This is a genomic window from Oscillospiraceae bacterium (assembly GCA_025757985.1).
Lineage (GTDB): Bacteria > Bacillota > Clostridia > Oscillospirales > Ruminococcaceae > Gemmiger.
The window spans coordinates 2,845,258-2,870,460 of sequence record CP107210.1 but is presented as its reverse complement, the minus strand read 5'-3'; the positions used below and the strand labels follow the sequence as shown (position 1 = coordinate 2,870,460).

At 63.8% G+C, this 25,203-nt stretch carries 20 protein-coding genes; 3 read left to right on the top strand and 17 right to left on the bottom strand.

Annotated elements, in window-relative coordinates; translation table 11 throughout:
- Positions 1-67: 67 nt before the first annotated feature.
- Positions 68-601: a stage V sporulation protein T gene (locus OGM67_13550; GenBank protein UYJ34563.1), complete on the bottom strand. Its 534-nt coding sequence runs from the start codon at positions 599-601 to the stop codon at positions 68-70.
- 75 nt (positions 602-676) lie between these two features.
- On the opposite strand from OGM67_13550, the gene OGM67_13545 reads away from it, so the two are divergent.
- Complete coding sequence (locus OGM67_13545; protein UYJ34562.1) at positions 677-1,150, top strand: 8-oxo-dGTP diphosphatase; 474 nt, start codon at positions 677-679, stop codon at positions 1,148-1,150.
- A gap of 189 nt (positions 1,151-1,339) precedes the next feature.
- Here OGM67_13545 and OGM67_13540 read toward each other — a convergent pair whose 3' ends face one another.
- The 13 genes from OGM67_13540 to OGM67_13480 form a co-directional block, all read right to left on the bottom strand.
- Complete coding sequence (locus OGM67_13540) at positions 1,340-4,786, bottom strand: SpoIID/LytB domain-containing protein (protein UYJ34561.1); 3,447 nt, start codon at positions 4,784-4,786, stop codon at positions 1,340-1,342.
- 179 nt (positions 4,787-4,965) lie between these two features.
- Positions 4,966-6,267, bottom strand: a complete 1,302-nt coding sequence (locus OGM67_13535) for a competence/damage-inducible protein A (GenBank protein ID UYJ34560.1) — start codon at positions 6,265-6,267, stop codon at positions 4,966-4,968.
- Positions 6,264-7,457, bottom strand: coding sequence for a tRNA 4-thiouridine(8) synthase ThiI (gene thiI / locus OGM67_13530; protein UYJ34559.1), 1,194 nt, complete (start codon positions 7,455-7,457; stop codon positions 6,264-6,266). Before thiI ends, OGM67_13535 begins: the two co-directional genes overlap by 4 nt.
- Positions 7,458-7,703: 246 nt before the next feature.
- Positions 7,704-8,861 (bottom strand): cysteine desulfurase, encoded by a 1,158-nt coding sequence (locus OGM67_13525; GenBank protein UYJ34558.1) that lies wholly within the window; start codon positions 8,859-8,861, stop codon positions 7,704-7,706.
- Positions 8,862-8,981: 120 nt separating this feature from the next.
- Positions 8,982-9,431, bottom strand: coding sequence for a threonine/serine exporter family protein (locus tag OGM67_13520; protein ID UYJ34557.1), 450 nt, complete (start codon positions 9,429-9,431; stop codon positions 8,982-8,984).
- A complete protein-coding gene (locus OGM67_13515; GenBank protein UYJ34556.1) occupies positions 9,431-10,204 on the bottom strand; it encodes a threonine/serine exporter family protein in 774 nt (257 codons plus the stop codon). The genes OGM67_13520 and OGM67_13515 overlap by 1 nt, the downstream gene beginning before the upstream one ends.
- On the bottom strand, positions 10,197-10,958 hold the full coding sequence (locus tag OGM67_13510; GenBank protein ID UYJ34555.1) for an acylneuraminate cytidylyltransferase family protein: 762 nt from the start codon (positions 10,956-10,958) through the stop codon (positions 10,197-10,199). Before OGM67_13510 ends, OGM67_13515 begins: the two co-directional genes overlap by 8 nt.
- Positions 10,955-11,908, bottom strand: coding sequence for a Gfo/Idh/MocA family oxidoreductase (locus tag OGM67_13505; protein ID UYJ34554.1), 954 nt, complete (start codon positions 11,906-11,908; stop codon positions 10,955-10,957). The genes OGM67_13510 and OGM67_13505 overlap by 4 nt, the downstream gene beginning before the upstream one ends.
- A 236-nt stretch (positions 11,909-12,144) precedes the next feature.
- Positions 12,145-13,122: a Gfo/Idh/MocA family oxidoreductase gene (locus OGM67_13500; protein UYJ34553.1), complete on the bottom strand. Its 978-nt coding sequence runs from the start codon at positions 13,120-13,122 to the stop codon at positions 12,145-12,147.
- Positions 13,119-14,306 (bottom strand): UDP-N-acetylglucosamine 2-epimerase, encoded by a 1,188-nt coding sequence (gene neuC, locus OGM67_13495; GenBank protein UYJ34552.1) that lies wholly within the window; start codon positions 14,304-14,306, stop codon positions 13,119-13,121. The genes OGM67_13500 and neuC overlap by 4 nt, the downstream gene beginning before the upstream one ends.
- 99 nt (positions 14,307-14,405) lie before the next feature.
- The gene (gene neuB, locus OGM67_13490; protein ID UYJ34551.1) at positions 14,406-15,401 is read right to left on the bottom strand and encodes an N-acetylneuraminate synthase; all 996 of its coding nucleotides are present in this window, start codon (positions 15,399-15,401) and stop codon (positions 14,406-14,408) included.
- A 160-nt stretch (positions 15,402-15,561) separates the two neighbouring features.
- Positions 15,562-16,611 carry a nucleotidyltransferase family protein gene (locus OGM67_13485; GenBank protein UYJ34550.1) on the bottom strand — a complete coding sequence of 350 codons (1,050 nt, stop codon included), beginning with the start codon at positions 16,609-16,611 and terminating at the stop codon, positions 15,562-15,564.
- A gap of 343 nt (positions 16,612-16,954) precedes the next feature.
- Positions 16,955-18,124, bottom strand: coding sequence for a LegC family aminotransferase (locus OGM67_13480; GenBank protein UYJ34549.1), 1,170 nt, complete (start codon positions 18,122-18,124; stop codon positions 16,955-16,957).
- A gap of 204 nt (positions 18,125-18,328) precedes the next feature.
- Here OGM67_13480 and OGM67_13475 point away from each other — a divergent pair, with 204 nt between their 5' ends.
- Both OGM67_13475 and OGM67_13470 read left to right on the top strand, forming a co-directional pair.
- Positions 18,329-19,417, top strand: a complete 1,089-nt coding sequence (locus tag OGM67_13475) for a DUF3810 domain-containing protein (GenBank protein ID UYJ34548.1) — start codon at positions 18,329-18,331, stop codon at positions 19,415-19,417.
- 228 nt (positions 19,418-19,645) lie between these two features.
- A complete protein-coding gene (locus OGM67_13470) occupies positions 19,646-21,664 on the top strand; it encodes a GH25 family lysozyme (protein ID UYJ34547.1) in 2,019 nt (672 codons plus the stop codon).
- A 202-nt stretch (positions 21,665-21,866) separates the two neighbouring features.
- On the opposite strand, the gene OGM67_13465 is transcribed toward OGM67_13470, so the two are convergent.
- From OGM67_13465 to proC, 3 genes are all read right to left on the bottom strand, one after another.
- Complete coding sequence (locus OGM67_13465) at positions 21,867-23,162, bottom strand: glutamate-5-semialdehyde dehydrogenase (protein UYJ34546.1); 1,296 nt, start codon at positions 23,160-23,162, stop codon at positions 21,867-21,869.
- Between the two features lie 15 nt (positions 23,163-23,177).
- On the bottom strand, positions 23,178-23,945 hold the full coding sequence (gene proB / locus OGM67_13460; GenBank protein ID UYJ34545.1) for a glutamate 5-kinase: 768 nt from the start codon (positions 23,943-23,945) through the stop codon (positions 23,178-23,180).
- A gap of 158 nt (positions 23,946-24,103) precedes the next feature.
- Entirely contained in the window at positions 24,104-24,910 is an 807-nt protein-coding gene (gene proC / locus OGM67_13455) for a pyrroline-5-carboxylate reductase (GenBank protein UYJ34544.1), read from the bottom strand.
- Between the last annotated feature and the right edge of the window lie 293 nt (positions 24,911-25,203).

Genomic DNA, 25,203 nt, shown 5'->3' with positions numbered 1-25,203 from the left:
ACCCGTTCACGGGCAATCGCACCAACCCCCGGGCCGGGCATGCCCGGCCCCTACAGCGCTCTGCCCCTCACTCCTCCATCCACCGCGCCAGAAATTCCGCAGCGGTGGCCGCCGCGCGGATGACCTCGGCCTCGGGCAGCGGGTCCCGGGCGCTGCCGGGCAGCAGCACACCGCCCTCAATATCGCCGTGTACCAGAATCGGCGCGGCGCACAGCAGCCACCGCCCGCCCAGCCTGATCCGCCGGTCGGGGTTTGCGGGGGCGGTGTAGAGCCGCCGCTTTTTCAAAAGACGGTCCAGCTCGGGCGGCAGCTCACGGTGGAGCAGCTCATTCTTGCCCGCACCGGCTGCCGCCACGATATGCTCCCGGTCGCAGACCAGCACACCACAGCCGAGCCGCCGTGCCAGCACATCGGCGTAGACGGCGGCCGGTTCGCCCAGCTCCGCCAGCGGAGAGTATTTTTTAAAGACGACCTCGCCGTTTTCCTCCATAAAAATTTCAAGCGAATCGCCCGAGCGGATATGCTGCACGCGGCGGATCTCCTTCGGGATGACCACGCGCCCCAGCTCGTCGATCCTGCGCACGATGCCAGTGGCCTTCATACCAATTCCTCCCTGGTTTTTTATGGTAGTATCTGCGGCGGGCGGTATAAATATGTAGTAAGTAAGGAGCCAGCCATGGAATTTCTGCAGACGACCCTGTGTTATCTTGAAAAGGACGGTGCCTATCTGATGCTGCACCGCATCAAAAAGAAAAACGATGTCAACCACGACAAATGGGTCGGGGTCGGCGGCAAGTTTGAACCGGGCGAGGACGCGCTGGCCTGTGCCCTGCGCGAGGTGCGGGAGGAGACCGGCCTGACGATGCGCACGCCGCAGTACCGCGGCATTGTGGACTTTTACTGCGCCCCGTGGCCGGCCGAGCGGATGCACCTGTACACCTGCACGGATTTTTGCGGCGAGATGACCGACTGTGACGAGGGCTGTCTGGAATGGGTGGACAAGGCCGCCGTGCAGGACCTGCCGATCTGGCAGGGGGATAAAATTTTCTTTAAGCTGCTGGCTGAGGACGCGCCGTTTTTTCATCTGGAGTTGACGTATGAGGGGGACGTGCTGGTGAAAGCGGTGCTGGATGGGGAGGAGTTGCTATAACCACCGCGCGGCGGAATCCCCCAGTCACCTCCGGTGACAGCCCCCTTTAACAAGGGGGCCTTTAAAGCCTCCCTTGTCAAAGGGAGGTGGCCGAGCGAAGCGAGGTCGGAGGGATTCCCGCCGTGCGGTGGATGTTACTGCCAAAAAAGAGCGTGTGCCATTTCTTGCACACGCTCTTTTTCTGTACTATCAATAGGTCGTAATTGTCGTACCCACGAAATAATGCGTCAAAATATCCTGATAGCCCCAGCCGTTGCGGGCGTAGCCGATGGCACCCCACTGGGACATGCCGCAGCCGTGGCCGTAGCCGTAGACATCAAAGATAAAGCAGTCCAGCTCCGCATTGTAGCTGACCGTGAAGCACTGGCTGCGCAAGCTGCGCCCGTCAACGCTCTGGCGGGCCAGCAGATTCTCGCGGAACCAGCGGCCGCTGACGGTGCCGACGCCCGCATCCGGGCCGACCTGGATCTTGGCGACCCAGCCGTACTGGTTGGCGGACTGGATCGTGAACCAGCTGTTGGGGTCCACGCCGGACAGGTCAATGTCCATCACATCGCGGATGCGGTCCTGCAGTGTCTGGCGGGAGAAGCGGGCTGTGCCGCTGGAATTGCCGTTCGTGTTCCAGTTGGTGGCCACCTGCTGGTCGTAGGGGCTGTCCACCGCCTGCAGCCATGCGCGCTCATTGCCCCAGACCTCGGCTGCGGAGGCCGTGCCCGTGCTGGCCGACGCAAAGTACGGGGTGAAACAGACCTGCCCGTTGTAGGTCACCAGCACATGGGCGACCTCCTGCGCAGCGGCCAGCGCCGCAGCGCCCGGCTCTGCGCCCAGCACGGACGGGTAGCCAGATTGGCTGAGTATCCAGCAGTGGGTTGCCACGCACTGCGCCTTGTAGGCCTCGGCGGGGGCGTTGGAGCCAAGCTCATTCTGTGCGACCATGGCAAGGCAGCGCACCAGATCCATCGTCTGGGCCGTACCATTCATCGTCACATTGATGGTCTCACCGGCGGCACCGCCGTTGTCAGGCTGCGGGGCCTCGGTCGGCGCGGGGGTGCTGTCACCCTCCGGCGCGGATTCGGGCGCGGGGGGCGCGGTCTGCTCCGGTGCGGGGGTGGGCGTTGCCTTGAGCTGCTCCACCGTCACCGTCTGCTCAGGCAGGCTGCCCTCGGCACCCTTGTTCAAGTCCGCCTCGGCTGCAGTGGTGGAGCCTGCCACATCGGTCAGGCCCGCCAGCATCTTGTCGGTGCTGGCCAGCAGGCTGTTTGTGAGTGCCTGCAGGTCGCTGGCCTGCTGGGCCAGATCCGCCGCGTTGGCGGCAAGATCACCGGTCGTGCTGCCGCTCTTTTTGGCAGCCTGAATGGCGGCGCTCTGCTGCGCGTAATGCTCCACGCTGGCTTGAACGAGCGCCTGCACGGTCGGCATCGGCTGGCCCTTGCTCTGGTACTGCGCCGCCGTCAGCAGCGGTTCCTCCGCTGCCGCGATGGCCGAGGTGTTCAGGATCTCCGCCTCGCCCTCCTCGATCAGACGGCCCGTGATGCAGAGCAGCGCACCGCCCTCATCGCTGTGGCTCGTTACCGTCAGGAAACGGGAGCCCTCCCCCGCCTCCACGCCGGTATCATACAGGCTGCGGGCACGGATGCCCGCCACAAAGGTCAGGTAGTCGTAGTAGTCGGACAGGTCGGTGCTGCCGTAAAGGTTGAACGCGCCCTCGCCCTGCTCCTCGGGGTCGTAATAGTAGACCGCGATCGTCTTGACGCGGTAGGTCTTTTCTGCGGTGTAAAGGGTGAACCCGCCGTTGCTGCGGAGCGTCTCCTCCTCGGCGAGGGTCTTGTAGGTATCGCCGGTACATTCCAGCACGGTGTTGCCGGGGGCGGCGGCGTCCAGCGCGCTCGGGGTCGCAAACCGCACCAGCGGCTGCGGGGCCTCGCCCGATTCCGGCGTTTCCGGCGCGGGGGTGTCGGCGGCGTAGACCAGTGTGCCGTCCATACCGGGCCAGCCGAGGTATCCCACCACACCGGGGCGGCGCACAAGCGCCTTGCCCAGATAGCTCTGCGCGGTGCTGTCGTAGAGGGCGGTGCCGTAGCTCTTGGCGGCGGGACGCGCCCCAAGGTCGCTGCGCAGGAAGATCCACACCCCGCCGCCGACCAGCAGCAGAAGCAGCGCCAGCGCGGCCAGCACCAGTGCGACCGTGCGCCGGCGGCGGCGCTCGCTCTTTTCGATCATTTCAAGGCTGCGGTTGCGGATGCTGCCGGGCACCGGCTGGCGCGGAGGCAGCTCGTCGGGCGGTGCGGCGTTCTTTTTCTGCTTTTTCCGGGTGCGCTCCTGCGCGGCCTCCTCCATGGCGCTGGTGTCAAACAGCTGGGTGGCGGCGCGGGTAAACTCCTCGACATCGGCGCTTTTGCCGGCAGCCTCGGCGGCATCATCGGCCGCCTGCGCAGCCGCAAGGGCGGCGGGGTCGATCTCGGCAGAGAAGTCCGGGATGTCACCGTCCAGCACGCTGCGGGCAGGGGGTTCCTGCTCGTCCGGCGCTGCTGCAGGCGGCTCGGCCGTGACGGGTCTTGCGCGGCGGATGCGGGCGCGGCGGGCACCCTCGGCCCCCATCGTCTGTATATCGGCGGGGGCGGCGTCCTGCGGCGCCGGGTCCTCCGTCTCAAACCGGATAACTCCGGTCGGCTCCGATGTCTCGGGCGGCAGGGTCGGCGCGGCGTCATGGCGGCGCAGTGTGCGGTGCTGCCCCGCCTCACCCGCCGCAGGCAGAGTGGCCGGGGGCGGTGCCACCGGCGCAGGGGCGTCAAAGTCCAGCATCGGCTCAAAATCAGCCGTGTGGTCTGCATCTCTGGTGGGCGGTGTGCGGCGGCGCAGTGAGAACCGCACCGTGTTTCCGCGGCTCTTGGCGGCCTCCGACACAACAAGCAGCGGGCGGTCATGCCCCGGGCGGAAGGTGATGCAGGAGTCGGTCAGCTGCAGGCCGAACAAACGGCGGCGCAGCAGATCCAGGATCTGGTTGCCGATGAAGGTGTCGTTCATATCGGGCGGCAGGGCGCAGGCCACCGCCCCGCGGCGGTCGCAGACCAGCACAAAGGGGCATTGGCCGACGCTGGCGGGCATGTAGGCGGCGGCGTAGTCCGCACCGGTCACCTGCATGGCGGCCAGCGCGCGGCCTGCCGTGGCCTGCACGACATCACCGGGGAAGCGCTTGAGCAGCTGCTCCGGCACGGCGATGCGGCGGGCCTTCTGGGCATCGGCATAGCTCTCAGTGCCGAAGTCAAAGACGGCCTCGCTGTGGGGCAGGGGCTGCAGCAGCGCGCCCAGCAGGCGGCCGGTCGTTTCGTCCACAGCCACCAGCAGCCTGCGCTTTTCCAGCAGGGCGTCCAGCGTGGCCTGCGCAAGGCTCGTCTCGCCCTCGGCAAAGACATCATCGCCGAACTTGGTGCGCAGCCGCGCGGCCCATTTTTCACAGTATTGCTCCGCCATGGCGCGGTTGGGGGCGCTGACCTGCACACAGATGGCAAATTCGCCGTCCCGCTCCAGCAGACGCAGGCCGGGGCAGCCGTCATCCCGGATGCCCCGCAGCACAGAGGATACCTCCGCGCCCGTAGGCCCGAAAACACGCAGGATTTTCAGTTGAGTGTTGACCATGGTGGAACCTTTCTTATGTTGAATTGCCTTCCCCCTTGGGGGGAAGGTGTCTGCGGCCCCGACCGCAGACGGATGAGGGGCAGCCTTGCCGTTATATCCCGCAAACAAGCGGCGGCAGAAACCCGCACCTCATCCGCCGCTGCGGCGGCACCTTCCCCTCAAGGGGAAGGCTTGGGGTTTTAGATATCCAGTTCGTTGTTCGCCGTCTCCGGGGTAAATTGTACACTCTCCGGCACCTCCAGCCCCAGCGCCATGCGGCGCAGAAGGTCGAGTGCATAGAGCGCGGCGCGGGTGCGGATGATCTGGCGGTCCTGATAGCCGCCCAAAGTAAGGCGCATCAGGTACCCGCGGTTCGTGCGGGTGTCGGCACCGGCCAGATAGACCGTGCCCACCGGCTTGCCGGGCAGCGCCCCGCCGGGGCCGGCCAGACCCGTAATGCCCACGGCCAGCTCCGCGCCGGAGCCGCGCGCCGCACCAAAGGCCATGGCGGCTGCGACCGGGCCGGACACGACATTGTACTGTGCAATGACAGCGGCGTCCACGCCCAGCAGCTTTTGCTTGGCGGCCTCGGCGTAGGTGACATAGCCGAAGCCGAACACCTCGCTTGCGCCGGGGACATTCGTCAGCCGCTCGGCAATCATGCCGCCGGTGCAGCTTTCCGCCGTGGCGGCGTGGAGATGATGCTCGCGCAAAGCGCGTACCACGGTGTATTCCAGTGCAGGCACATCGACATCGTAGGCGGCTGCGCCCAGAATCTCTTTGAACTCCGCAATGCGGGCGCTGCAGGCGGCCTCGGCAGCCTGCTCGGTGGCCTCGCGGGCGGTCACGCGGATCTCGCACTCGCCGGTCTTGCAGTAGATGGCTGCCGTAGGGTTTTCGGCCGCAAAGAGCGGCGCGACCTTGCTGGCGATGGCGCTCTCGCCGCCCAGTACCCGCAGCGTGCGGCTGTGGATCGTGCAGTTCTGGCGGCGCAGCAAAATCGGACGCACCTGCTCGGCCCACATTGCCTTCATCTCACGCGGGACACCGGGCATCAGTGCGGCGCAGCGGCCCTGCTCATCCTCAAACCACGCACCGGGCGCGGTGCCGTGGTCGTTGATAAGCTTGTGGCCCTTGGTCGGGCACATAGCCTGCTTGCGGTTGTTGTCGGTCGGGCGGCGATTGGTGCGGGCGAAAAAGTCCAGTATCTTTTGCCACTCGCCCTCATCAAAGGCCAGCGTATCGCCGAAGGCCTCGGCGACCGTCTCCTTGGTCAGATCGTCCTCGGTAGGGCCGAGGCCGCCCGAAAAGACAAGCAGATCGCTGCGGCCTTTGGCCTGCAGGACCAGTTCCTTCAGCCGGGTGGGGTTATCGCCGATGACATGCTGGTGCAGCACGCTGATGCCCAGCTCGGCCAGCTCGCGGCTTAAGAACTGCGCGTTGGTGTTTACGATGTCCCCCAGCAAAAGCTCTGTTCCTACGCAGATAATTTCAGCAGTCACAGCAGTTCGTCCTCTCCCATGCGGATGTAGATCTTCTCAACATTCTCGGCGGCCTCAGCTTCCAGCGCAGCCAGCTCGGGCATGGCGGCCTCGGCGGCAAGGATCTCGTCCAGCGTCGGGTTCGTCTTGGGGTGCGGCGGGGTAAAGATCGTGCAGCAATCCTCATACGGCTCGATGGATGTCTCAAAGGTGCCGATCTTGCGGGAGATATTGATGATCTCGATCTTGTCCATGCCGATGCAGGGGCGCAGCACCGGCAGATCCTGCGCCTGATCGGTGCAGGCCAGCGCCGCCATCGTCTGGCTGGCCACCTGCGCCAGACTCTCGCCGGTGATAAGCGCCTGCAGCTCGAGCTTTTTGGCCACCTGATTTGCGATGCGCAGCATGCTGCGGCGCATCAAAACCGTGAACAGCACATCGGGCGCATGGTCGCGGATATACTCCTGCGGCTTGGTGTACGGCACGACGAACAGTGTGCAGTTGCCGGTGTACTCCACGATTTCCCGCGCCAGATCGCGCACCTTCAGCTTGGCACGCAGGCTGGTGTAGGGCGGGCTGGCAAAGTGGATGTGGTGCAGCGCCAGACCGCGCCGCGCCATGCACCACGCCGCCACGGGGCTGTCGATGCCGCCGGACAGCAAATTCAGCGCACGGCCGCTGGTGCCGACGGGCAGACCGCCCGCAGCCTCGACCTTGGGGCCGTGGACATAGGCGGCATGGTCACGGATCTCGACCATGATCTCCAGCTGGGGGTTGTGGACATCGACCCGCAGGTGATGGTGTTTATCCAGCAGGTAGGCGCCCAGCTCGCGGCAGATCTCGGGGCTTTTCATCGGGTAAGCCTTGTCGGCGCGCTTGGCCTCGACCTTAAAGGTGCGCACGCCGCGCAGCGCCTCGCCAAGGTAGGCCTCGGCAGTCTCGCAGACGGCGTCAAAATCCTTGGGACACTCGACCGCACGGCTGAGCTTGACGATGCCGAACACATGGGAAACGCGGCGGAACGCCTCGTCCATGTCAAGGCCCTCCTCCTTCGGCTCGATGAAAACGGTGCTTTGCGCCTGATAGACCTTGAACTTGCCCAGAGGCTCCAGCCGCCAGCGGATGATCTTGGCGAGCCGTGCCTCAAACTTGGCGCGGTTCAGCCCCTTCAATGTCATTTCGCCCTGATAGGCGAGGATGATTTCTTTCATAGGAATATTCCTTTCCTTATAGCTCTTGGCTTCCCCCCGAGGGGCTGCGCCCGCAGGCGCGTGTCGGAGCGCAACCGCCGAAGGCGGCTCTTAGCGCGGAGACTGAAGCTGCCGCCCGCAGGCGGCTGATGAGGGAAAAGTTTACTGCGGCAACCCGTTCACAGGTCACACCAGCAAGGCCGCCCCTCATCCGGCTGTGGTCGGGGCCACAGCCACCTTCCCCCCTCGGGGGAAGGCTTTTCTATTTCAAATATGCTGCAGTTCCTTCAAGCCATCTCTTACCCCCGCCAGCAGCGCGTCCACATCCTCGGCGGTGTTATCCGCGCAAAGGCTGACGCGCAGGGCGGTGCGGACGGTCAGATCGCTGCAGCCCATGGCCAGCAGCGTGTGGCTCGGCTCGCCCTTATCACAGGCAGAGCCGCCCGAAACATAGACCGCGCGGGTGTTCAGATAATTGATAAAGGTCTGGCTGTTGATGCAGTTGGTCGAGAAGTTGACGATCTCCCCCACTGCATCGGCGGGTGAGTTGAGGGTGATGCCGTCCAGCGCGGCCAGCCCCGCGCGGAGCTTGGCGTTCAGCTCCGCAATGCGGGTCATGCGGGTGCGCAGCTTTTGCTGCCCCAGCGCCGCGGCCATGCCAAGCCCCACGATATAGGGCGTGTTCTCGGTGCCGGGGCGCAGGCCGCGCTCCTGATGGCCGCCGATGTAGGGCGGCTTGAGGGTCTGGCGCTGGCTGTCCCGGATAAAGAGCGCGCCCACACCCTTTGGCGCGTGGACCTTGTGGCCCGACACGGAAAGGCTGTCCACCTCGCGCCATTTTTGCAGGTCGATCGGCATACGCAGCCACGCCTGCACGGCGTCCACATGGAAGTGGGTGCGGCTGTTACGCGCCTTGATGCCCTTGCCCAAAGCTGCAATGTCCTGCACCGCGCCGGTCTCATTGTTGACGGCCATGCAGGCGGCCAGCACGGTGTTTTTGTCGATCTCCTGCAGGAATTTCTGTGTGTCGATGCGGCCGTCCGGACCGGGCAGGATCTCCACCACCGTGAAGCCCTCGTCCTTTAAGGCGCGGATGGGCCGCTGCACGCTGGGATGCTCAAAGCCGGTGACGACAATTTTGCTGCCCCACGCCCTGCGCGGGCGGGCCGCGCCGTAGACGGCCATATTGTTGCTCTCGCTGCCGCAGGCGGTGAAGTAGATCTCATCGCTGCGGCAGTGCAGCGTTTTGGCAACGCGGGCGCGGGCCGTCTGGATGGCGTCCTGTGCGGCCACGGCCGGGTCGTACAGGCTGCTGGGGTTCGCCCAAAGCTCCGTCAGGGCCGTGCCGATGGCCTGTGCCACCGCCGGGTCCACCCGGGAGGTGGCGGCGTTATCGAGATAATGCAGCTGGGGGTCGGAAAGCATACCACTCATTCCTCACATTTTACACAAAGTTATACAGGTTAAATTATACTCGTTTGCCCTGCAAAAAACAATATTTTCACGCAAAAAAGTACCCCGTCCTTTGCAGAACGGGGTATGGGGCTACTTTTTGGGTTCGTGGCTTCCCGGCAGGGGCAGGCTGCAGACCAGCGCAATACCGAGTGCCAGCGCCAGCGCGACCTTGAAGGTCTCGGCACCCTTGCTGGCGAAAAGGACCTCCTCGCCCTGCAGGAAATAGTAGGCGGTGTAATAGATGCCCGCCCCCGGCACCAGCGGGAAGATGCCCGGCAGCAGAAAGATCGTGACCGGGGCCTTGTGGCGGATGGCAAAGAACCGCGCGCAGCCGGTCAGCGGCAGCGTGGCGACCAGCGTTGCAATCGCCGGGCTTAACGCGAACAGCTCCACGCCGAAGATGTAGACCATCCAGCCCACCGCGCCGGTCAGGCCGCAGGCCAGGTAGTGCCGCCGCGGCATCTGGAATGTGATGCCAAAGCTGATCGTTGCAATGACGGCCACCACAAAATGGGCAAAATAATGTGTCCAGACCGGCATCACGCCACCCCCAATCCACGGGCCATGATCCAGCCAAGCACAACGCCGCCCGCAATGCTGCCCGCGATGAGCAGCGCGTCCAGCAGGCGGATTGAGCCGGACAGATAGTCGCCGTTCAGAATATCCCGCACGCCCATCGTCAGGGCAACGCCGGGGGTCAGCACCATCAGCGCGCCGATGATGGCCGCGTTGGCGCTGACAAGGGGGAAAGCCGCCTGTGCGGCGGCGGCCCAGAAGGTGCAGCAGAACGCCGCCACAATGTCGGTGAATATCCGGTTGATGCCGTGCCTCGCAAACTGCTGGCAGACAAGCGCCTCCAGCAGGCCCGCCACCGCGGCCACCGGCATGTCTGCCAGCGTGCCGCCGAACAGGTACGCGAACCCCGCTGCCCCGACAACGCAGGCCAGAATTTCCAGCTGCGGTGTGCTGCGCGGCAGCGTGCGGGCCGTGTTCAGCCGTGCTTCGGCCTCGACGACGCCCAGCCTCCCGGCGGCCAGCTCACGGGAAAGCTCGTTCACGGCCTCGACCCGGCCCAGATGGACCGACACGGTGGGCACGTGCCGCACCAGCGAGACGGCATCCCGCCCCGGCAGGTGCGCCGACGCAAAGATGCCGTTGGTCAGAACATAAACGTGGAAGTCCCGCACGCCGAGGCTGGCGGCCATGATCTCCATAGTCTGCTGCGCGCGGAACACCTCGCCGCCGTTTTCCAGCAGCGTCTGGCCCGCGTCCATGACCAGCTCCAGCGCCCGGTCAAAGATATCCTCAGCCACGAATATTCTCCCGCACTGCGTTAAATTCCGGATAATGCGCGTAGAGATGCTGCGCGATTGCCTCCATGAGCAGGTAGTCATGCTCCGAATCGATGTCGATGATGCCGGTGTCCATCATCACGCTGACGCCGATTTTGCCGCGCCAGAGCATGCCGTCGGTGTTCTCAGCCAGAAAATCCCGTTTGAAGACGTAAATTGACGCATTGACGTCATACACATCGGGTGCCTGCTGGCGGCCGGTGAACTCGCTGCGGCAGACCTGCTCGACGTGGTCGTCCACGGTCTTCACCATGTTGAACCACGGGTTGCGGCGCGCCTCGCAGACGCTGAACACGAGGTCGAGGTCAGCGCGCTTCTGCTTTACGGCAAAGGCGTTCTCGATGTCGGCGGCGGTGCGCAGCGGGCTGGTGATGTCCAAGTCCATATGCCAGTCGTAGGGCTGTCCGGCGCGCGCCTCCATGCGGCGCAGGCTGTCCTGATAGACGGCCATCTTCGGCACGCGGTCGCCGCCCAGCTCTGCGCCGCGCGGCAGGTAGACGACCTCCGGGTACTCGGCGGCTACCAGCTTTGCGAGGTCTTCGCTGTCGGTGTTCAGCGCGATGTCGACGGTCAGCTCCGGGTGGTTCTTGATAAACAGCTCGGCGGCACTGAGCGAATAGTAAACCAACGGCTTACCGCAGAAAACCTTCAGATTTTTGTTTTTGAAGCCCTTGCTGCCGGCGCGGCCGCAAATCGTGATGAGCAGACGATTCATTGTACATTCTCCCCCAAAGTCAGTTTCAGCACCTTCAGTGCCAGTGCGGGCGGGTTGCAGCTTTCGCCGCAGCCGGTCAGTGCGTAGTCAACAAAATACTCCATCTCCCGCTCATAGCGGCGGTTCACATCCTCCTCATAGTGCTGCACCGTGCCGTCCGGCAGGGTCAGCGTGCCCTTGCCGAAGTCGGCCAGATAGCTGCCGTCCCGGCAGAAAAGCTCGATGCTGCGCCGGTAGCCGCGGCCGAAGTAGTCCAGATGCACCTCCGCCAGCAGCGTGGAATATTTTGCGATGTAAACAGAAAGATCGTCGGAATCGATCTCCAGCTCGGAGTAGGTCCCCTTGAAATTGTACAGCTTTTCCGGCACACCGAAAAGCTCGACCAGATAATCCCACTCATGGATCAGGTCGATGGTGACGCCGCCGCCCAGCGCCTTGCGGGCACTGTAGACCGTGCGGTAGTCCACGCCGGGCCGCCAGTCGGGCAGATAGCTTGAGCAGATGACCCGCGCGCAGTAGGGGTGCAGCGCGGGCAGCCGATCCTTGAGGGCCAGCATGGCACCGCACCACCGCATCGGCGCTGCCACATAGGCCTTTTGGCCGGCGGGCAGCAGCTCGTCCAGCGCAAGGCCGGTCTGCTCGGCCGAGAAGATCGGTTTTTCGATAAAAAGCGCCTCGCCGCGGCCCTTGACCTGCCGCAATGCCTCGGCGTGCAGGCTGGTGGGGTTCGTGATGAACGCCATATCATAGTGTGCCGGGGCGGCGGTCAGGTCGGTGTACTGGGCGTGCAGCAGCTCCGCCGCGCCGGGGCGCAGCGGGCGGGTCAGGTCACTGCGCAGAGCATCGGCCTGCAGGGTCCAGCCGCGGTCGGCGCAGAGGTTGGCAAGGTTTTTCAAATGGCGCGTCCCGATGGAGCCAAGCCCCACGAACAGCGCGGTGATGGTACGCATAGGTGTCCCCCTATTGCATAAATTTTTCTGGGGCTCTGTAGGGGCGAACATCGTTCGCCCGAGGGCGTGTGCGGCAAAGGCAAAGTGCCCGGGCGGATATGGAATCCGCCCCTACGCGCAGGGGGCGATGCCTGCATCGCTCCGGGAACCCGGCAGCCGCCGCACAGTGGACGGGCGAACAATGTTCGCCCCTACAGTCTCAGCAAGGCAAAAAGCAGTTTTGATAGGAAAAAAGCTTACGAATTTTCAATTTTGTCCATCAGCTCAATCGCTTTCAGGTCTTTTTCAAAGCTCCAGCGGGGCTGCTCCTCGCCCTTCAGCACGGCGAAGAAGTTCGTCAGCTCGTCCACATAGGCGTTCTCCACAATGTTGTCGCTGTAGCGGCTGTCGTGCTCAAAGCTGGCGTAGGTGTCCACCGGCTGCTTATCCCCATCGCGGAATTCATACAGCGCCTTGGGGTTGCCCTCCCAGAAAAGGTGGATGCCGTCACCGAAGCACTCAAAGCTGCGCACGGCCTTGCGGCTGACAACATCGGCTGCCAGCACGCCCTGCGCACCGCCCTTGTGGCGCAGCAGCAGGGTCACGCAATCGGGGTACGGCAGACCGAGATCGCTGATCGTGTCCTTCTGCACCGTGACCGACTCCACATCGCCGAAGGCATCGAGCAGCCAGGGCAGATCAATGCCGAAGATCTCGCGCACGCCGCCGGTGCGGGCGTTGCCGACAAAGAAATTCTTATAGTTCTCCCACGGGTGCCAGTCGGGCAGATACTGCCCGATGTGATAGATATAATGCACCGGCTTGCCGAACGCTGCGACCTGCTGCTTGATATACTGCGTCTCGCGCCGGTAGAGCATGGTGGAGGAAAGGAAGAGCGGCAGCTGCTTTTCGGCAGCCTTGGCCATATTCTCGGCGTAGCCGTCCCGGACAAGGTTCAGCTCGGTAAAGACCGGCAGGCCGTTGTCCAGCAGTTCGCCGATGACGGCAGCGTGGGACAGCGGCGCCGTGCAGACCAGCGCGGCGTCCGGGTGCGCGGCGGCCACAGCCTCGGCGATGGACGGGTAGGCCTCGTCCGCCAGCGCCAGCTGCTTTGCCTCGGCGCGGCGGTTCTCGGCTGTGTCAACGCCGACGATCTGTATGGCGGCATCAATGCCCTTGGCCAGCCGGGCGCGGCGTTTGCCCATGCTGCCTAAGCCAACGATGAGAAGTTTCATACCAAAACGCTCCTTTGGGGGTCAAATTCAGGCACAGGGCCGTCATAAAATATTTTAGGTCTTGCAAAGTCAAAATTTTGCAGCACTGTGCAGATCTTTTCGCTTGTATTGCCGCCGTTGTAGGGGCTGCGCGCCGATGCCGCCACAGGGGCGAACGCCTTGGACAGCGCCTTGCGCAGTGCAGCCTCGATGGCCGCGCGGTCAGCATCGCAGCAAAGCACATTGGCGCAGACGGTGCGCCCTGCCTGCCGCCTGCCGATGTTGACGGTCGGCACCCGGAAGGTCGGCGTTTCGACCACGCCTGACGAGGAATTGCCCGCGACCAGCGCGGCGTACTCCATCGCGGAGAGATAGCGCCTGAGGCCAAGGCTCTGCACAAAGCCGGCGCGGTCCGGGTGGGCAGCGGCGAAATCCTGCATCATGCGGGTGCAGACCTCGCCGCCTGCATCGGCGTTGGAGCCGGTGATAAGCCAGAACACACCGTCCACGGCGGCCATAGCCGCGCACAGGGCCTGCACCTGCGCCGCCGGGCTGCCCGCATCGGGGGCGGTCTCGGGGTGGTAGGTCACGAGTGCAAAGGGCTGCATCAGGGGGAATCCTGTCGAATCGCACAATTCCCGGCGGCCCATTTTGGGCATTGTGCGGATATTTTCATCCCCCAGCCCGCCTACGCAGAACACTGTGCCGGGGGCCTCGCCCATACGGACGAGCCGCGCAGCGCTGTCGGCGCAGGACGGAAAATGCACCGCCGCCATCTTGGAGATGCAGTGGCGGTAGTATTCATCGGCCGCGCCCAGCGTAACATCCCCGCCCGAGATATGGGCGATCGGGATATGCCGCGCGGCGGCCGCAGCCGCCACAGCGAAAATTTCAAACCGGTCGCCCAGCAGCAGCACAGCATCGGGCCGGTGGGCGGCAAAGTAATCGTCAAAGACGGTCAATGTGCGGGCGATAGTTTTTGCAACAGGCTCCCCGGCGTCCTCGGTGAAGATGGGGAGCCTTGCCGCAATGGGAAAGCTGTCCCGTTCGATCTCCTGCACAGTCTCACCCAGACGCGGGCAGAGGTGCGCGCCAGTCACAACAAGCTGCAACGCCAGCATGTCCGACTTCGAGATTTTCTGTACCACCGGCCGCAGCAGGCCGTATTCCGCCCGCGTGGCGGTGACGATGCAGATGGTGCGCATAGAAATCTCACTTTCTCGGGGGACTGCCCGTATGGTTTTTTGCCGCCGCAAGCGGGCACGGCGGCCAGAGGGCTGGCCGCCCTACAGAACGGCGCTGCATCAAACTTCTATTTTTTCATCCTCCGCAAAATCGCGTTTTGCGGTTTGGCCCAAAATCTCATGCCAGCGCATGGGGGAGATGCCGTCACCGGGGCGCTTGGTGGTGAGGTTTTCCTCGGTAAAGACCTCGCCTGCTTTGATCTGCCGTGCGGCCACGATGCTCTTGCGCGCAATAGCCTTGTTGGGGGCCTCGCTCTCGGTCAGGTGCTTGTGGCCGTCCCCGAGCGCCGCCTCGACATGGCGCACGGCCTCGACCATCGCCTTGAACTCGGTGGGGTCGAGGCTGGCCTTCTGGTCAGGGCCGGGCAGGGATTTATCGAGCGTGAAGTGCTTTTCAATGACCTGCGCGCCCAGCACGGCGGCGGCCACATCGCACTCCCACCCGGAGGTGTGATCGGACAGGCCGACCGGCAGGCCGAACTGCTCATACAGCTCAATCATCGCAGTCAGGTTGGCGTCCTCATACGGGGTGGGATATTGGGTGTTGCAGTGCAGGATCGTAACCTCAGGGCAGCCGCCGTCATCCAGCACGCCAAGTGCATCGGTGATCTCGTCAAGGCTGCTCATGCCGGTGGAGAGCAGGACCGGCGTTTTCAGCGCGGCCATTGCCTCCAGATACGGCAGGTTCGTGATCTCGCCCGAGGGGATCTTGAGCAGCGGCAGCCCCAGCGTGCCGAGGAACCGGACGCTGGGCAGATCGAACGGTGCCGAGAGATACTGGATGCCGATGGAGTCGCAGTATTCCTTCAGCTCCCGGTGGGCATCGAATGAGAAATGCAGCCGGCGGATCATCTCCAACTGGCTCTCGGCGGCATCGGTGGTCTGCTTCTGGTACTCTGCCTTTTGGGCAAACTTACTCACAACCAGCTCCGGCACGGCAGTCTGGTATTTTACAATATCCGCGCCGCACGCCTTGGCCACGCGGGCCATCTCCTTGGCCATCTCAAGGCTGCCGTTATGGTTGACCCCGGCCTCCGCAATGATCGTTACAGGCATTTTCAATCTCCTTCCGCTTTGGCTTCTCCCTCTGGGAGAAGCTGTCCGCGAAGCGGACTGATGAGGGGGGCCTTTCCACCGCAGACCGTTCACGGGCGGTTGTGGCCAGCTCGTCCCTCATCCGGCGCTTCGCGCCGCCTTCCCCCGCAGGGGAAGGCTTTTACTGCTGGTTTCCCAGCTTTCTGCGCATCTTTTCCAGCTCCTCCAGCTGGCCCATATCCATCCAGCTGCTCTCGCTGATGGGATAGACGCCGACCTTCTCACCGGCCTGGCGGTACCGCTCGATCACATCGGGGAAGCCGATGAACTCGCCGTCGCGCATCTCCTCAACAACGCGGGGCTCCACAACATAGACGCCGGTGTTCGTCAGGAAATCCAGCTCTGGCTTTTCGCGCATGGCGGCAATGCCGCCGTCCTCGCCCAGCTCCACCACGCCGTAGGGCACCGTGTAGTGCTTGAAGGCGCAGATCATCGTGACAAGGTTGCCGTGGGCGCGGTGATACTCATAAATATCGCCGAAGTCCACATCCAGCAGCGTGTCGCAGTTTGTAAAAAAGAACGGCGTACCGATTTTTCCCTTCAGCAGGCAAAGCCCGCCGCCGGTACCCATAAAGACATCCTCATCGGCGAAATCGACATGGTAGTCCTTTTCCAGCTCGTTGAAATAGGACTTGATCATCCCCTTTTTGTAGTTGACGATCATCGTAAAATCATGGCAGCCGAAATCCCGGAACCGGTCCATGATCATCTCGGCGATGGGCTGCTCCCCCACCGGGATCAGCGGCTTGGGCAGGATCTTGGTGTAGGGGTACAGCCGGGTGCCCAGACCGCCCGCCATCATGACAACGGGGATATCGACCTGCTTGCGGTTGTCCACATCAAGGCCGTGGGCAAAGATAATATCGGTGATGATGCCGCGCTTGTTCAGCACCGGCAGCGCGTCAATGCAGTATTTCTGCAAGATGCCGCGCGCCTTGCCGCGCTCCGCCACCGAGACGCTGAGCGGGTGGTAGTTCGCCGCATTGTCAACGGTCTGGTCGGGCGTGCCGCCCCGCAGAAAAAACTTGCGGATGTCGCCATCGGTGATGACGGCCTTCAGCTTGCCCTCCGGCGCGATAAACAGAATGCGCTGGCCGGTCTCATCCAGCTTGCGCAGTGTTTCCAGCACCGTGGCGGTAGGTTCAATGAAGAGTTCTTCAACTTTGATCAAGGGTGATCCCCCTTTGACGTTTAGTAAAGGCAATACCGCATAATTCTAAGTGCCGATACGGCGAGCGAGGTGCGGCAGCTGCTAAGCCAAAAGCGCAGATAATACTTTGTGTATTATCGAGCATTTTGGCAACGCAGATGTCGTGCCGCAGCCGCCGGAGCGGTGCTTAAGCCGTTAGGCGGGAATTGTGCGGTGTTGCCTATAGCCTTCCCCTGAGGGGGAAGGTGGCGCGCAAGCGCCGGATGAGGGGCGGCGCTTGCGCGATTGCCCGTTCACGGACTGCTGCGGAAAGTCCGCCCCTCATCAGTCCGCTTCGCGGACAGCTTCCCCCTCGGGGGAAGCCTTATTTCAGCAGCCCCAGCACCGCTTCGATCACGCGGTCGCAGTCCTCCATGCTCAGATTGGTCGAGCAGGGCAGGTTGACAATATACTTGCGGTAGTCCAGCGCCTTGTCCAGACCGTAGGCCTCGTTGCGGGGGTAATCGGCCTGCTCATGGATGAGCGCCCACACCGGGCGGGTCTGGATCTGCTGCGCCTGCAGCTTTTCAATCACGGTGTCGCAGTCGAGGCCGGCATCCTTCACATACAGGCTGAAGAACCAGTGGTTGGAGCGGCACGCCTCCTCACGGAAGGGCAGGATGCGCAGCCCCTTGACGCCGTCCAGCGCCGCCACATAGCGGTCATACAGCGCTTTTTTGTGGGCGATGAATCCCTCAAGCCGCTCCAGCTGGGCAATGCCGAGGCTGGCCTGCACATTGGTCATGCGGTAGTTGTAGCCGACCTCATCATGCAGGAACTGCAGCATATCGGCCTTGGCCTGGGTGGAGAGGTGCTTGGCATGCTCGGCCCAGTCGGCGTGGTTGGATACCACCGCGCCGCCCGCGCCGGTCGTGATGATCTTGTTGCCGTTGAAGCTGTAGCAGCCGATGTCGCCGATGGTGCCTGCAAACCGGCCCTCATAGGGACCGTCGGTGCAGCGGGTGCCGAGGGCCTCGGTCGCGTCCTCGATCACAATAAGGCCGTACCGCTCGGCAATGGCCATCAGGCGGGGCATGTCGGCCAGATTGCCAAAGACATGCACGACCTCCAGCGCCTTGACATGCGCGCCGGTCTTTTTATTGTACAACTTGCCGTCCCGCAGCGTGCAGTGCTCCGCGCAGAAGCGCTCCACGGCGTCGGGGTCGATGCACAGGCTGTCGTCGCAGCCAATGAAAATCGGCTCGGCCCCCACATAGCGGGTCAACGGGTTGACGGCGGCGATAAAGGTCAGCGTCGGGACGATGACCTCATCCCCGCGGGTAATGCCGGCAGCCATGGCCGCCAGATGCAGCGCGCTGGTACCGGCGTTGCAGGCCACGGCGCGGGGCATACCCACATAGGCGGCGAGCTTTTCCTCAAACTCGGTGACCTTGCCGCCGCTGGTCGATACCCAGCCGGAAGTGATGGCCAGCCCGGCGAGCTCGGCCTCACGCGCGCCGAAATTCGGGACAGAAAGCGGGATAAATCCAGACATAGCAAATGCCTCCATACTATAGCAGTCCGGCCGGACAGCCCGGCGGACACAATTTTACAAATATTCTATTGTATTATACCGCTTTTTGGGCAATAGGGCAAGAAAAAGATATGTCTGCCCTCTGCAAAACGGCAATGCGCGTTTTTTGACAGCGGGGCCCGCTTCCCTGTATAATGGTACAAAAACCAACGGGGGCTTTGCCTTATGAAAAAACTTTCTGGCTGGTGCCGCGCCCACCGGGGCGGGCTGGCCGCGCTGGCGGGCGGCGGCGCTGCGCTGGGGGTATTTGCGGCGGCACGCAGCAGCCGTACTGCCATGGACTGGTGGCTTGCGCATATTTCGATGCCCGTCAAGCGGGGCATCTCGTTTGCGGTGGACCCGCTGCCCTTCAGCGCCTGCGAGCTGGGCGCCACGGTGCTCTGCCTCGGTGCGCTGGCCCTGCTGGTGCGGGCGGTGCGCCGCCGCAGGCTGGCCGACTGGGCGCTGCACACCGCTGTGCTGCTGGTCTGGGGCTATGCCGGGGTCTGCGCCCTGTGGGGCACCCAGTACTACGGCACCGGCTTTGCCGAGAAGGCCGGTATGACCGCGCCGCCCGTCAGCACCGAGACACTGGCCGCCGTGACCGACTGGTTTGCCGAAAGGGTCAACGAAACAGCCCCCTTGACCGAGCGGGACGCAGACGGCCTGTTTGCCGTTAACAAGGCTGAGATCTTTGCCGGCTGCAGCGGCCTGTATGACCCGCTGACGGAGCGCTGGCCCTTTCTCTCCGGGCCGGAGCGCCACCCTAAGCCTGCTGTCTACTCCAAGCTGATGAGCGCATGGGGCTTCACCGGCTATCTCTGCCCGCTGGTCGGCGAAAGCACGCTGAATGTCGATTGCCCGGCGGTCTTTCTGCCGGTGACGATCGCCCATGAGCTGGCGCATCAGCGCGGTGTCGCGCCCGAGCAGGAGGCAAATTTTGTCGGCGTGATGGCGGCCACCGCCAGCGGCAGGGCCGCGTATCGGTATTCCGGGTGGCTGTTCGGCTATCTGCATCTGTCCAACGCGCTCTACACGGCCGACCCGGCGCGCGCCGCTGAAAGCTACCGCCTTTTGTGCGCCGAGGCCCAAGCAGACCTTGCCGCCAACAACGCCTACTGGAAGCAGTGGGAGGGTCCCGTGCGCGAGACCGGCGAAAAGGTATACACCACCTTTTTGCAGGGCTACGGCCAGACGCTGGGCATGCGCAGCTACGGTGCCTGTGTGGACCTGTTGGTCGAAGAATTTTTGCCCAACACAACCACTGGTGACTGACCGGCACCCCAACCGCAATATGACTGAAGAAATGTTTCCGGCGTGTCACATTTTCAACATCCGTTCCGCTTCTTTGTGGAAAATTTCGGCGTTTTTCTGTACAGCTTTTTCCCCCTGCCCCCTTGCGGCGGGGGGATTTTTCATGGTATGATGCACTATGTAAAGTTTTATCCAAAAACAGCGCCGCAGGATGCGGCCATACCACGATGACCACTGTGAGGAACAGGAATGTTTAATAAAAAGAACCCGATGCGGTATTTCTCCGGCAGCACCTTTGTGCGGCTGCCGCTGTACAAGCTGGCGGCCGGCGGCACGGCGGTGGCGCTGACGGCCAGCATTGGCCTGGGCGCATTTGCCGCAGGCTTTACGCCCTTCACCACCCCCGAGCCGAGCCCGACACCCGTTGTGACCGCCACGCCCGAGACTGCGGCCACGCCGACCCCTTCCCCCTCGCCAAGCCCAACACCGGAGCCGGACAAGCCGCTGACGCTCGAGGCCAGCGTGATCCAGCAGGATGTCGGCGTGACGCTGTTTGTTGAGCCGGTCACCGATGAGGCAGCCCCCGCACAGACCGCCGCCCCCGACCCGGATGCTGAAGAAGAACCGGACAAGACCCCGCTGCTGGGTGTGGAGGCCACCGTCACCCTGACCGATGCCAAGGGTCAGGCCACCGACTACCCGCTGGACACCGAGACCGGCACAGCGCTGGCCGAGGATGTGACCCCCGGCGACTACACCGTGGCGGTGCAGCCCATTGAGGGGTACATAATGCCTGAGGCGCAGGCCGTGACCGTCAAGGAGAAGGTCGTCTACAAGGCCGATGTGCAGGCCGTCAAGGAGAAGATCGTGCAGGCCAGTCAGGTCAACGAGAGCGCCGAGGACTCCGGCGTCAGCAACGCCGGGTCAGCCCCCATCGCCAACGAGGTGACCGACACCGTCACCTACGCCGACAGCGCCCGGACGGAGGTCGGCACCAAGACCACCTACACCGCAAAGCTGAGCAGCAGCGGACATCTGCTGCTGGCTGACGGCAGCGAGGCCCCCTACTGGCCCGTCTACCGGGACGGCACCAAGGAGCTGATCGGCGCGACCCGCGACACAAGCTACGCCGCAAACAGCAACACCGCCGCCTGGGCAGCAGGCGCAAGGGATTCCATCACACTGCTGGGCGCTGCCAGCCAGCGCATGGCGTGGGTCCACCGCGAGGACGCCCCCGGCGAGAGCACGGCCCTGAACGAGAGCGCCACCACAACCCCCGCCGCCGAAACGACCCCGGAGCCGACCACCGAGCCGACTGCGACCCCCGAGCCCACACCGGAGCCGAGCAATGAGCCTACTGCCACGCCCGAGCCGACCGCAGCACCGACCCCGGAGCCGACCGCGACACCCGAGCCGACTGTTACCCCCACACCGGAACCGACCGCAGCGCCGGCCCCCGTTGACCCCACCGCCGGCTGGCCCAGCGACATCGAGGCCAAGGATCTGGCCGGGTACGGCTTTGCCGTGACAAGCACCGACACCACCCAGTATGAGTACACCGGCTGGCAGGATATAGACGGTGTGACCTACTATTACGACCCCGCGACCCACCAGCCGGTCACCGGCCAGCAGGTCATTCAGGGCAACATCTACACTTTCGGTGCGGACGGCGCGCTGAACCGCACGGCGCGCGGCATTGATGTCTCGAAGTTCCAAGGCAGCATCGACTGGAACGCCGTCAAAAATGACGGCATCACCTTCGCCATCATCCGCTGCGGCTACCGCGGCTACGGCAGCGGCGCACTGGTCGAGGATTCGACCTACCGCCGCAACATTCAGGGCGCCATCAACGCCGGGCTCAAGGTCGGCGTCTACTTCTACAGTCAGGCCGTCAATGAGCAGGAGGCCGTCGAGGAGGCCAGCATGGTGCTGAGCCTTGTCAGCGGCTACAGCCTGCCGCTCGGCGTCTATTACGACACCGAGAGCGTGAGCGGCGGCCGCGCCAACGCGCTGAGCGCGGCTGAGCGCACCGCCTGTGCGGTCGCCTTCTGCGAGACGATCCGCGGCGCAGGCTACCGCGCCGGCGTCTACTCCTACGCAAGCTGGTTCTACAACGCATTGAATTTTGCGAACATCAGCAAGTACAACATCTGGATCGCCCAGTACCGCGACAAGCTGAGCTTCAGCTACAAGTACAACATCTGGCAGTACACCGGCTCCGGCCGCGTCAACGGCATCTCCAAGCCCGTGGATATGAATATCGGATAAAATAAAAGCACCTGCGTTTTCGGACGCAGGTGTTTTTACGTTATGGAAGCCTTCTCCCTCGGGAGAAGATGGCCGAGGCTCCGACCGAGGCCGGATGAGGGCAAAGCCCGCCATAGCGGCCGGTGAACGGACTACAGCGGTAAGGTCTACCCTCATCAGTCAGCGGACGGGGCCGCTGACAGCTTCCCCCAAGGGGGAAGCCTTATTTGTTTGTATAGCAGCTCATCTTGGCGCTTGCACCGCCGCGGATCTGGCCGCTGCCGCGGATGATGTACTTGTAGGTACACAGCTCCGCCAGACCCATGGGGCCGCGGGCGTGGAGCTTCTGGGTGCTGATGCCCATCTCGCAGCCGAGGCCGAACTCTCCGCCGTCGGTAAAGCGGGTGCTGGCGTTGACATAGACCGCCGCGCTGTCCACACAGGCCGTGAACCGCTGGGCTGCAGCGGCATCGGCCGTGATGATGGCCTCGCTGTGGTGGGTGGAGTGTCTGGCAATGTGGGCGATCGCCGCATCGACATCCTCCACGACCGCCACGCTCAGCTTGTAGTCGAGATACTCGGTGTCAAAATCCTCGGCCGCAGCGGGTACGCCATCGATGATGGCGGCGGCCTGCGCGTCCAGATGCAGCTCCACCGGGGTCAGCCCCGCCGCAATGCGGTCCGCGACAAGGCGCTGCGCAAGCATTGGCAGAAACTCGGCCGCCACATCCCGGTGTACCAGCAGTGCCTCCTCGGCGTTGCAGACGCTGGGGCGGCTCGTCTTGGCGTTTTCCACAATATCGACCGCCATCGCAAGGTCGGCGGCCTTGTCCACATAGACATGGCAGATGCCGGTGCCGGTCTGGATGCAGGGCACGGTGGCATTCTCGACACAGGCGCGGATCAGCCCGGCACCGCCGCGGGGGATCAGCAGATCCACCAGCCCGTTGGCGGTCATCAGCTCGTTGGCACTGGCGTGGGATGTATCTTCAATCAGGCTCACGGCGCACTCCGGCAGGCGGGCCTTGCGCAAACCCGCGCGCAGTGCCTCCACAATGGCGTGGCAGCTGGCCCAGGCATCGCGGCCGCAGCGCAGCACGCAGACGCTGCCCGCCTTGAGGGCAAGCGCGGCGGCATCGCTGGTGACATTGGGGCGGCTCTCATAGATGATGGCGATGACCCCCATCGGCACAGCGGTCTTTTCAATGACAAGGCCGTTGGGGCGCACAATTTTGCGCAGTACATCGCCCACCGGGTCCGGCAGCGCCGCGACCTCCCGCATGCCCTTGGCCATGTCGGTCAGGCGGCTGCGGGTCAGGGCCAGACGGTCCAGCATTACATCGCTGACACGGCCCCGGGCGTTTTCTACATCCTGCTGGTTGGCAGCCAGAATCGCATCCGATGCGGCAATCAGCGCGACCGCCATCGCCTCCAGCGCGGCATTTTTGGTGTCGGTGTCGGCCAGCGCCAGCGGCATACGGGCTGCCTGCGCAGCTTGCAGAATTTCCTGTGTAGTCATGGGGTCAGACCTCCCTTATGCTTTACGGCCCACAAAGCGGGTGCCCACGGGCTTGCCCTCCACAATATCGTAGAGCACCTCGGCGTGGGCGCCGTTGGTGATGATCATATCCACACCCGCAGCGGTCGCGCGCTTGGCGGCCGTGACCTTCGTCAGCATGCCGCCGGTGCCCAGCGAGGAGCCTGCGCCGCCCGCCAGCAGCTCGATCTCCGGCGTGATCTCCTCGACCACCGGGATCAGCTCTGCCTCGGGGTGGGTGTGCGGGTCGGCGGTGTACAGCCCGTCAATGTCGGACAGCAGCACGACCAGATCGGCGTGGATGCAGGTGGCCACCAGCGCGGCCAGCGTGTCATTGTCACCCAGAGAGTATTCCTCGCAGGCGACCGGGTCATTTTCGTTGATGATGGGGATGGCACGCAGCTGCAGCAGCCGCTCCAGCGTGTTCTGCAGGTTGCGGCGGCGCTGCTCATGGTCAAAATCCTCCCATGTCAGCAGCATCTGGGCCACGGTATGGTTGTACTGGCCGAACAGCCGGTCATAGGTGTACATCAGCTCGCACTGGCCCACAGCGGCCGCCGCCTGCTTGGTCGTGATGTCGGACGGCTTTTCGATCTGCAGCTTGCCGACACCCAGTCCGGTCGCCGCCGAGGATACCACGATCAGTTGGTGACCGGCATTCTGAATATCGCTCCACACCTTGACAAGATCCTCGGTATGGCGGATGTTGAGCAGCCCGCCGGGGTGTGCCAGCGTGCTTGTGCCTACTTTAACGACGATACGCATAAAAGTTCTCTTTCTATTCCCGCTTGGCAAACGCTTTGTAGGGGCGAGCATTGCTCGCCCGTCAGGGCGTCTGCCGTGCGGGGTATTTTCCCGGAAAAGCGCTGCTTTCCGTCAGGTCTGCGGGTGAGCAATGCTCGCCCCTACATTCTCGGAAGGGTTTATTTCTTTCCCAGATCCTTTGTTTTCTCATAGGCGGCCAGCACGGCATCCGTGACAGCCCCGCGGAAGGCGCGCTCCTCCAGCAGGCGCACGCCCTGAATGGTCGAGCCGCCGGGGCTGCAGACGGCGTCCTTCAGCTCGCCGGGGTGCTTGCCGGTCTCCAGCACCATGCGGGCGCTGCCCAGCAGCATCTGGGCGGCATACTCCTGCGCCTTGGCGCGGGGCAGGCCGGCCGCCACGCCGCCGTCAGCCAGTGCCTCGATAAACTGGTACGCCCACGCGGGGCCGCAGCCGGACACGGCGCTGGCCGCGTCCATCATGCCCTCAGGCACGGCGTCCAGACGGCCGGCGGGGGCCATTGCGGCAAGCCACTCGGCCATTTTTTCAGGCTCCACATCATCGGAGCAGTACTGGATCATGCCATCGCCCAGCGCCACGGGGGTGTTGGGCATCATGCGGATGATCGGATAGCCGCTGCCCGCCATCATCCGGATCTGCTGCATCGAGAGACCGGCCGCCATCGTGACCAGCACAAAGGGGCGGCTCTCGGCGCGGGACTCCAGCGTGGCAGAAAGCTCGTCCAGCATGTCGGCCATCATCTGGGGCTTGACGCCCAGAAAGATAAAGTCACAGATGCCCGCGACCTGCTCATTCGTACCGCAGGCGCAGCCCAGCTCACCGGCCAGCTTCTCCGCCTTGGCGGGTGTGCGGTTGGCCAGCAGCACATCCCCTGCTCCGGCGCCCTTGCAGACTGCGCGCGCCACGGCACTTCCCATATTGCCGCAGCCGATAAAACCGTATTTCATCGTGAACCCCCTATACCTTATTCTTATACAGTATAATGGTAGTACAGCGGGGCCGTTTTGTCAACGGAAAAAAGGCTTCTCCCTTGGGGCAGCGATGCAGGGGCTGCTTTGCCGTACACACGCCCGGCTTCCCCCTCGGGGGAAGCTGTCAGCGGCCCCGACCGCTGACTGATGAGGGGCGGACTTGCCGTTATGACCCATACATGGGTTGCCGCGGCGAACTCTCCCCCTCATCCGGCCCTGCGGGGCCACCTTCCCCCTCCGGGGAAGGCTTTGGGTCTGGATTTTTGCGG

Excerpts from the sequence above, each read along its gene's own strand:
- OGM67_13550 (UYJ34563.1), bottom strand. The coding sequence starts at position 601 with ATGAAGGCCACTGGCATCGTGCGCAGGATCGACGAGCTGGGGCGCGTG.
- OGM67_13545 (UYJ34562.1), top strand. The coding sequence starts at position 677 with ATGGAATTTCTGCAGACGACCCTGTGTTATCTTGAAAAGGACGGTGCC.
- OGM67_13540 (UYJ34561.1), bottom strand. The coding sequence starts at position 4,786 with ATGGTCAACACTCAACTGAAAATCCTGCGTGTTTTCGGGCCTACGGGC.
- thiI (UYJ34559.1), bottom strand. The coding sequence starts at position 7,457 with ATGAAAGAAATCATCCTCGCCTATCAGGGCGAAATGACATTGAAGGGG.
- OGM67_13525 (UYJ34558.1), bottom strand. The coding sequence starts at position 8,861 with ATGCTTTCCGACCCCCAGCTGCATTATCTCGATAACGCCGCCACCTCC.
- OGM67_13520 (UYJ34557.1), bottom strand. The coding sequence starts at position 9,431 with ATGCCGGTCTGGACACATTATTTTGCCCATTTTGTGGTGGCCGTCATT.
- OGM67_13510 (UYJ34555.1), bottom strand. The coding sequence starts at position 10,958 with ATGAATCGTCTGCTCATCACGATTTGCGGCCGCGCCGGCAGCAAGGGC.
- OGM67_13505 (UYJ34554.1), bottom strand. The coding sequence starts at position 11,908 with ATGCGTACCATCACCGCGCTGTTCGTGGGGCTTGGCTCCATCGGGACG.
- OGM67_13500 (UYJ34553.1), bottom strand. The coding sequence starts at position 13,122 with ATGAAACTTCTCATCGTTGGCTTAGGCAGCATGGGCAAACGCCGCGCC.
- neuC (UYJ34552.1), bottom strand. The coding sequence starts at position 14,306 with ATGCGCACCATCTGCATCGTCACCGCCACGCGGGCGGAATACGGCCTG.
- neuB (UYJ34551.1), bottom strand. The coding sequence starts at position 15,401 with ATGCCTGTAACGATCATTGCGGAGGCCGGGGTCAACCATAACGGCAGC.
- OGM67_13480 (UYJ34549.1), bottom strand. The coding sequence starts at position 18,124 with ATGTCTGGATTTATCCCGCTTTCTGTCCCGAATTTCGGCGCGCGTGAG.
- OGM67_13475 (UYJ34548.1), top strand. The coding sequence starts at position 18,329 with ATGAAAAAACTTTCTGGCTGGTGCCGCGCCCACCGGGGCGGGCTGGCC.
- OGM67_13470 (UYJ34547.1), top strand. The coding sequence starts at position 19,646 with ATGTTTAATAAAAAGAACCCGATGCGGTATTTCTCCGGCAGCACCTTT.
- OGM67_13465 (UYJ34546.1), bottom strand. The coding sequence starts at position 23,162 with ATGACTACACAGGAAATTCTGCAAGCTGCGCAGGCAGCCCGTATGCCG.
- proB (UYJ34545.1), bottom strand. The coding sequence starts at position 23,945 with ATGCGTATCGTCGTTAAAGTAGGCACAAGCACGCTGGCACACCCCGGC.
- proC (UYJ34544.1), bottom strand. The coding sequence starts at position 24,910 with ATGAAATACGGTTTTATCGGCTGCGGCAATATGGGAAGTGCCGTGGCG.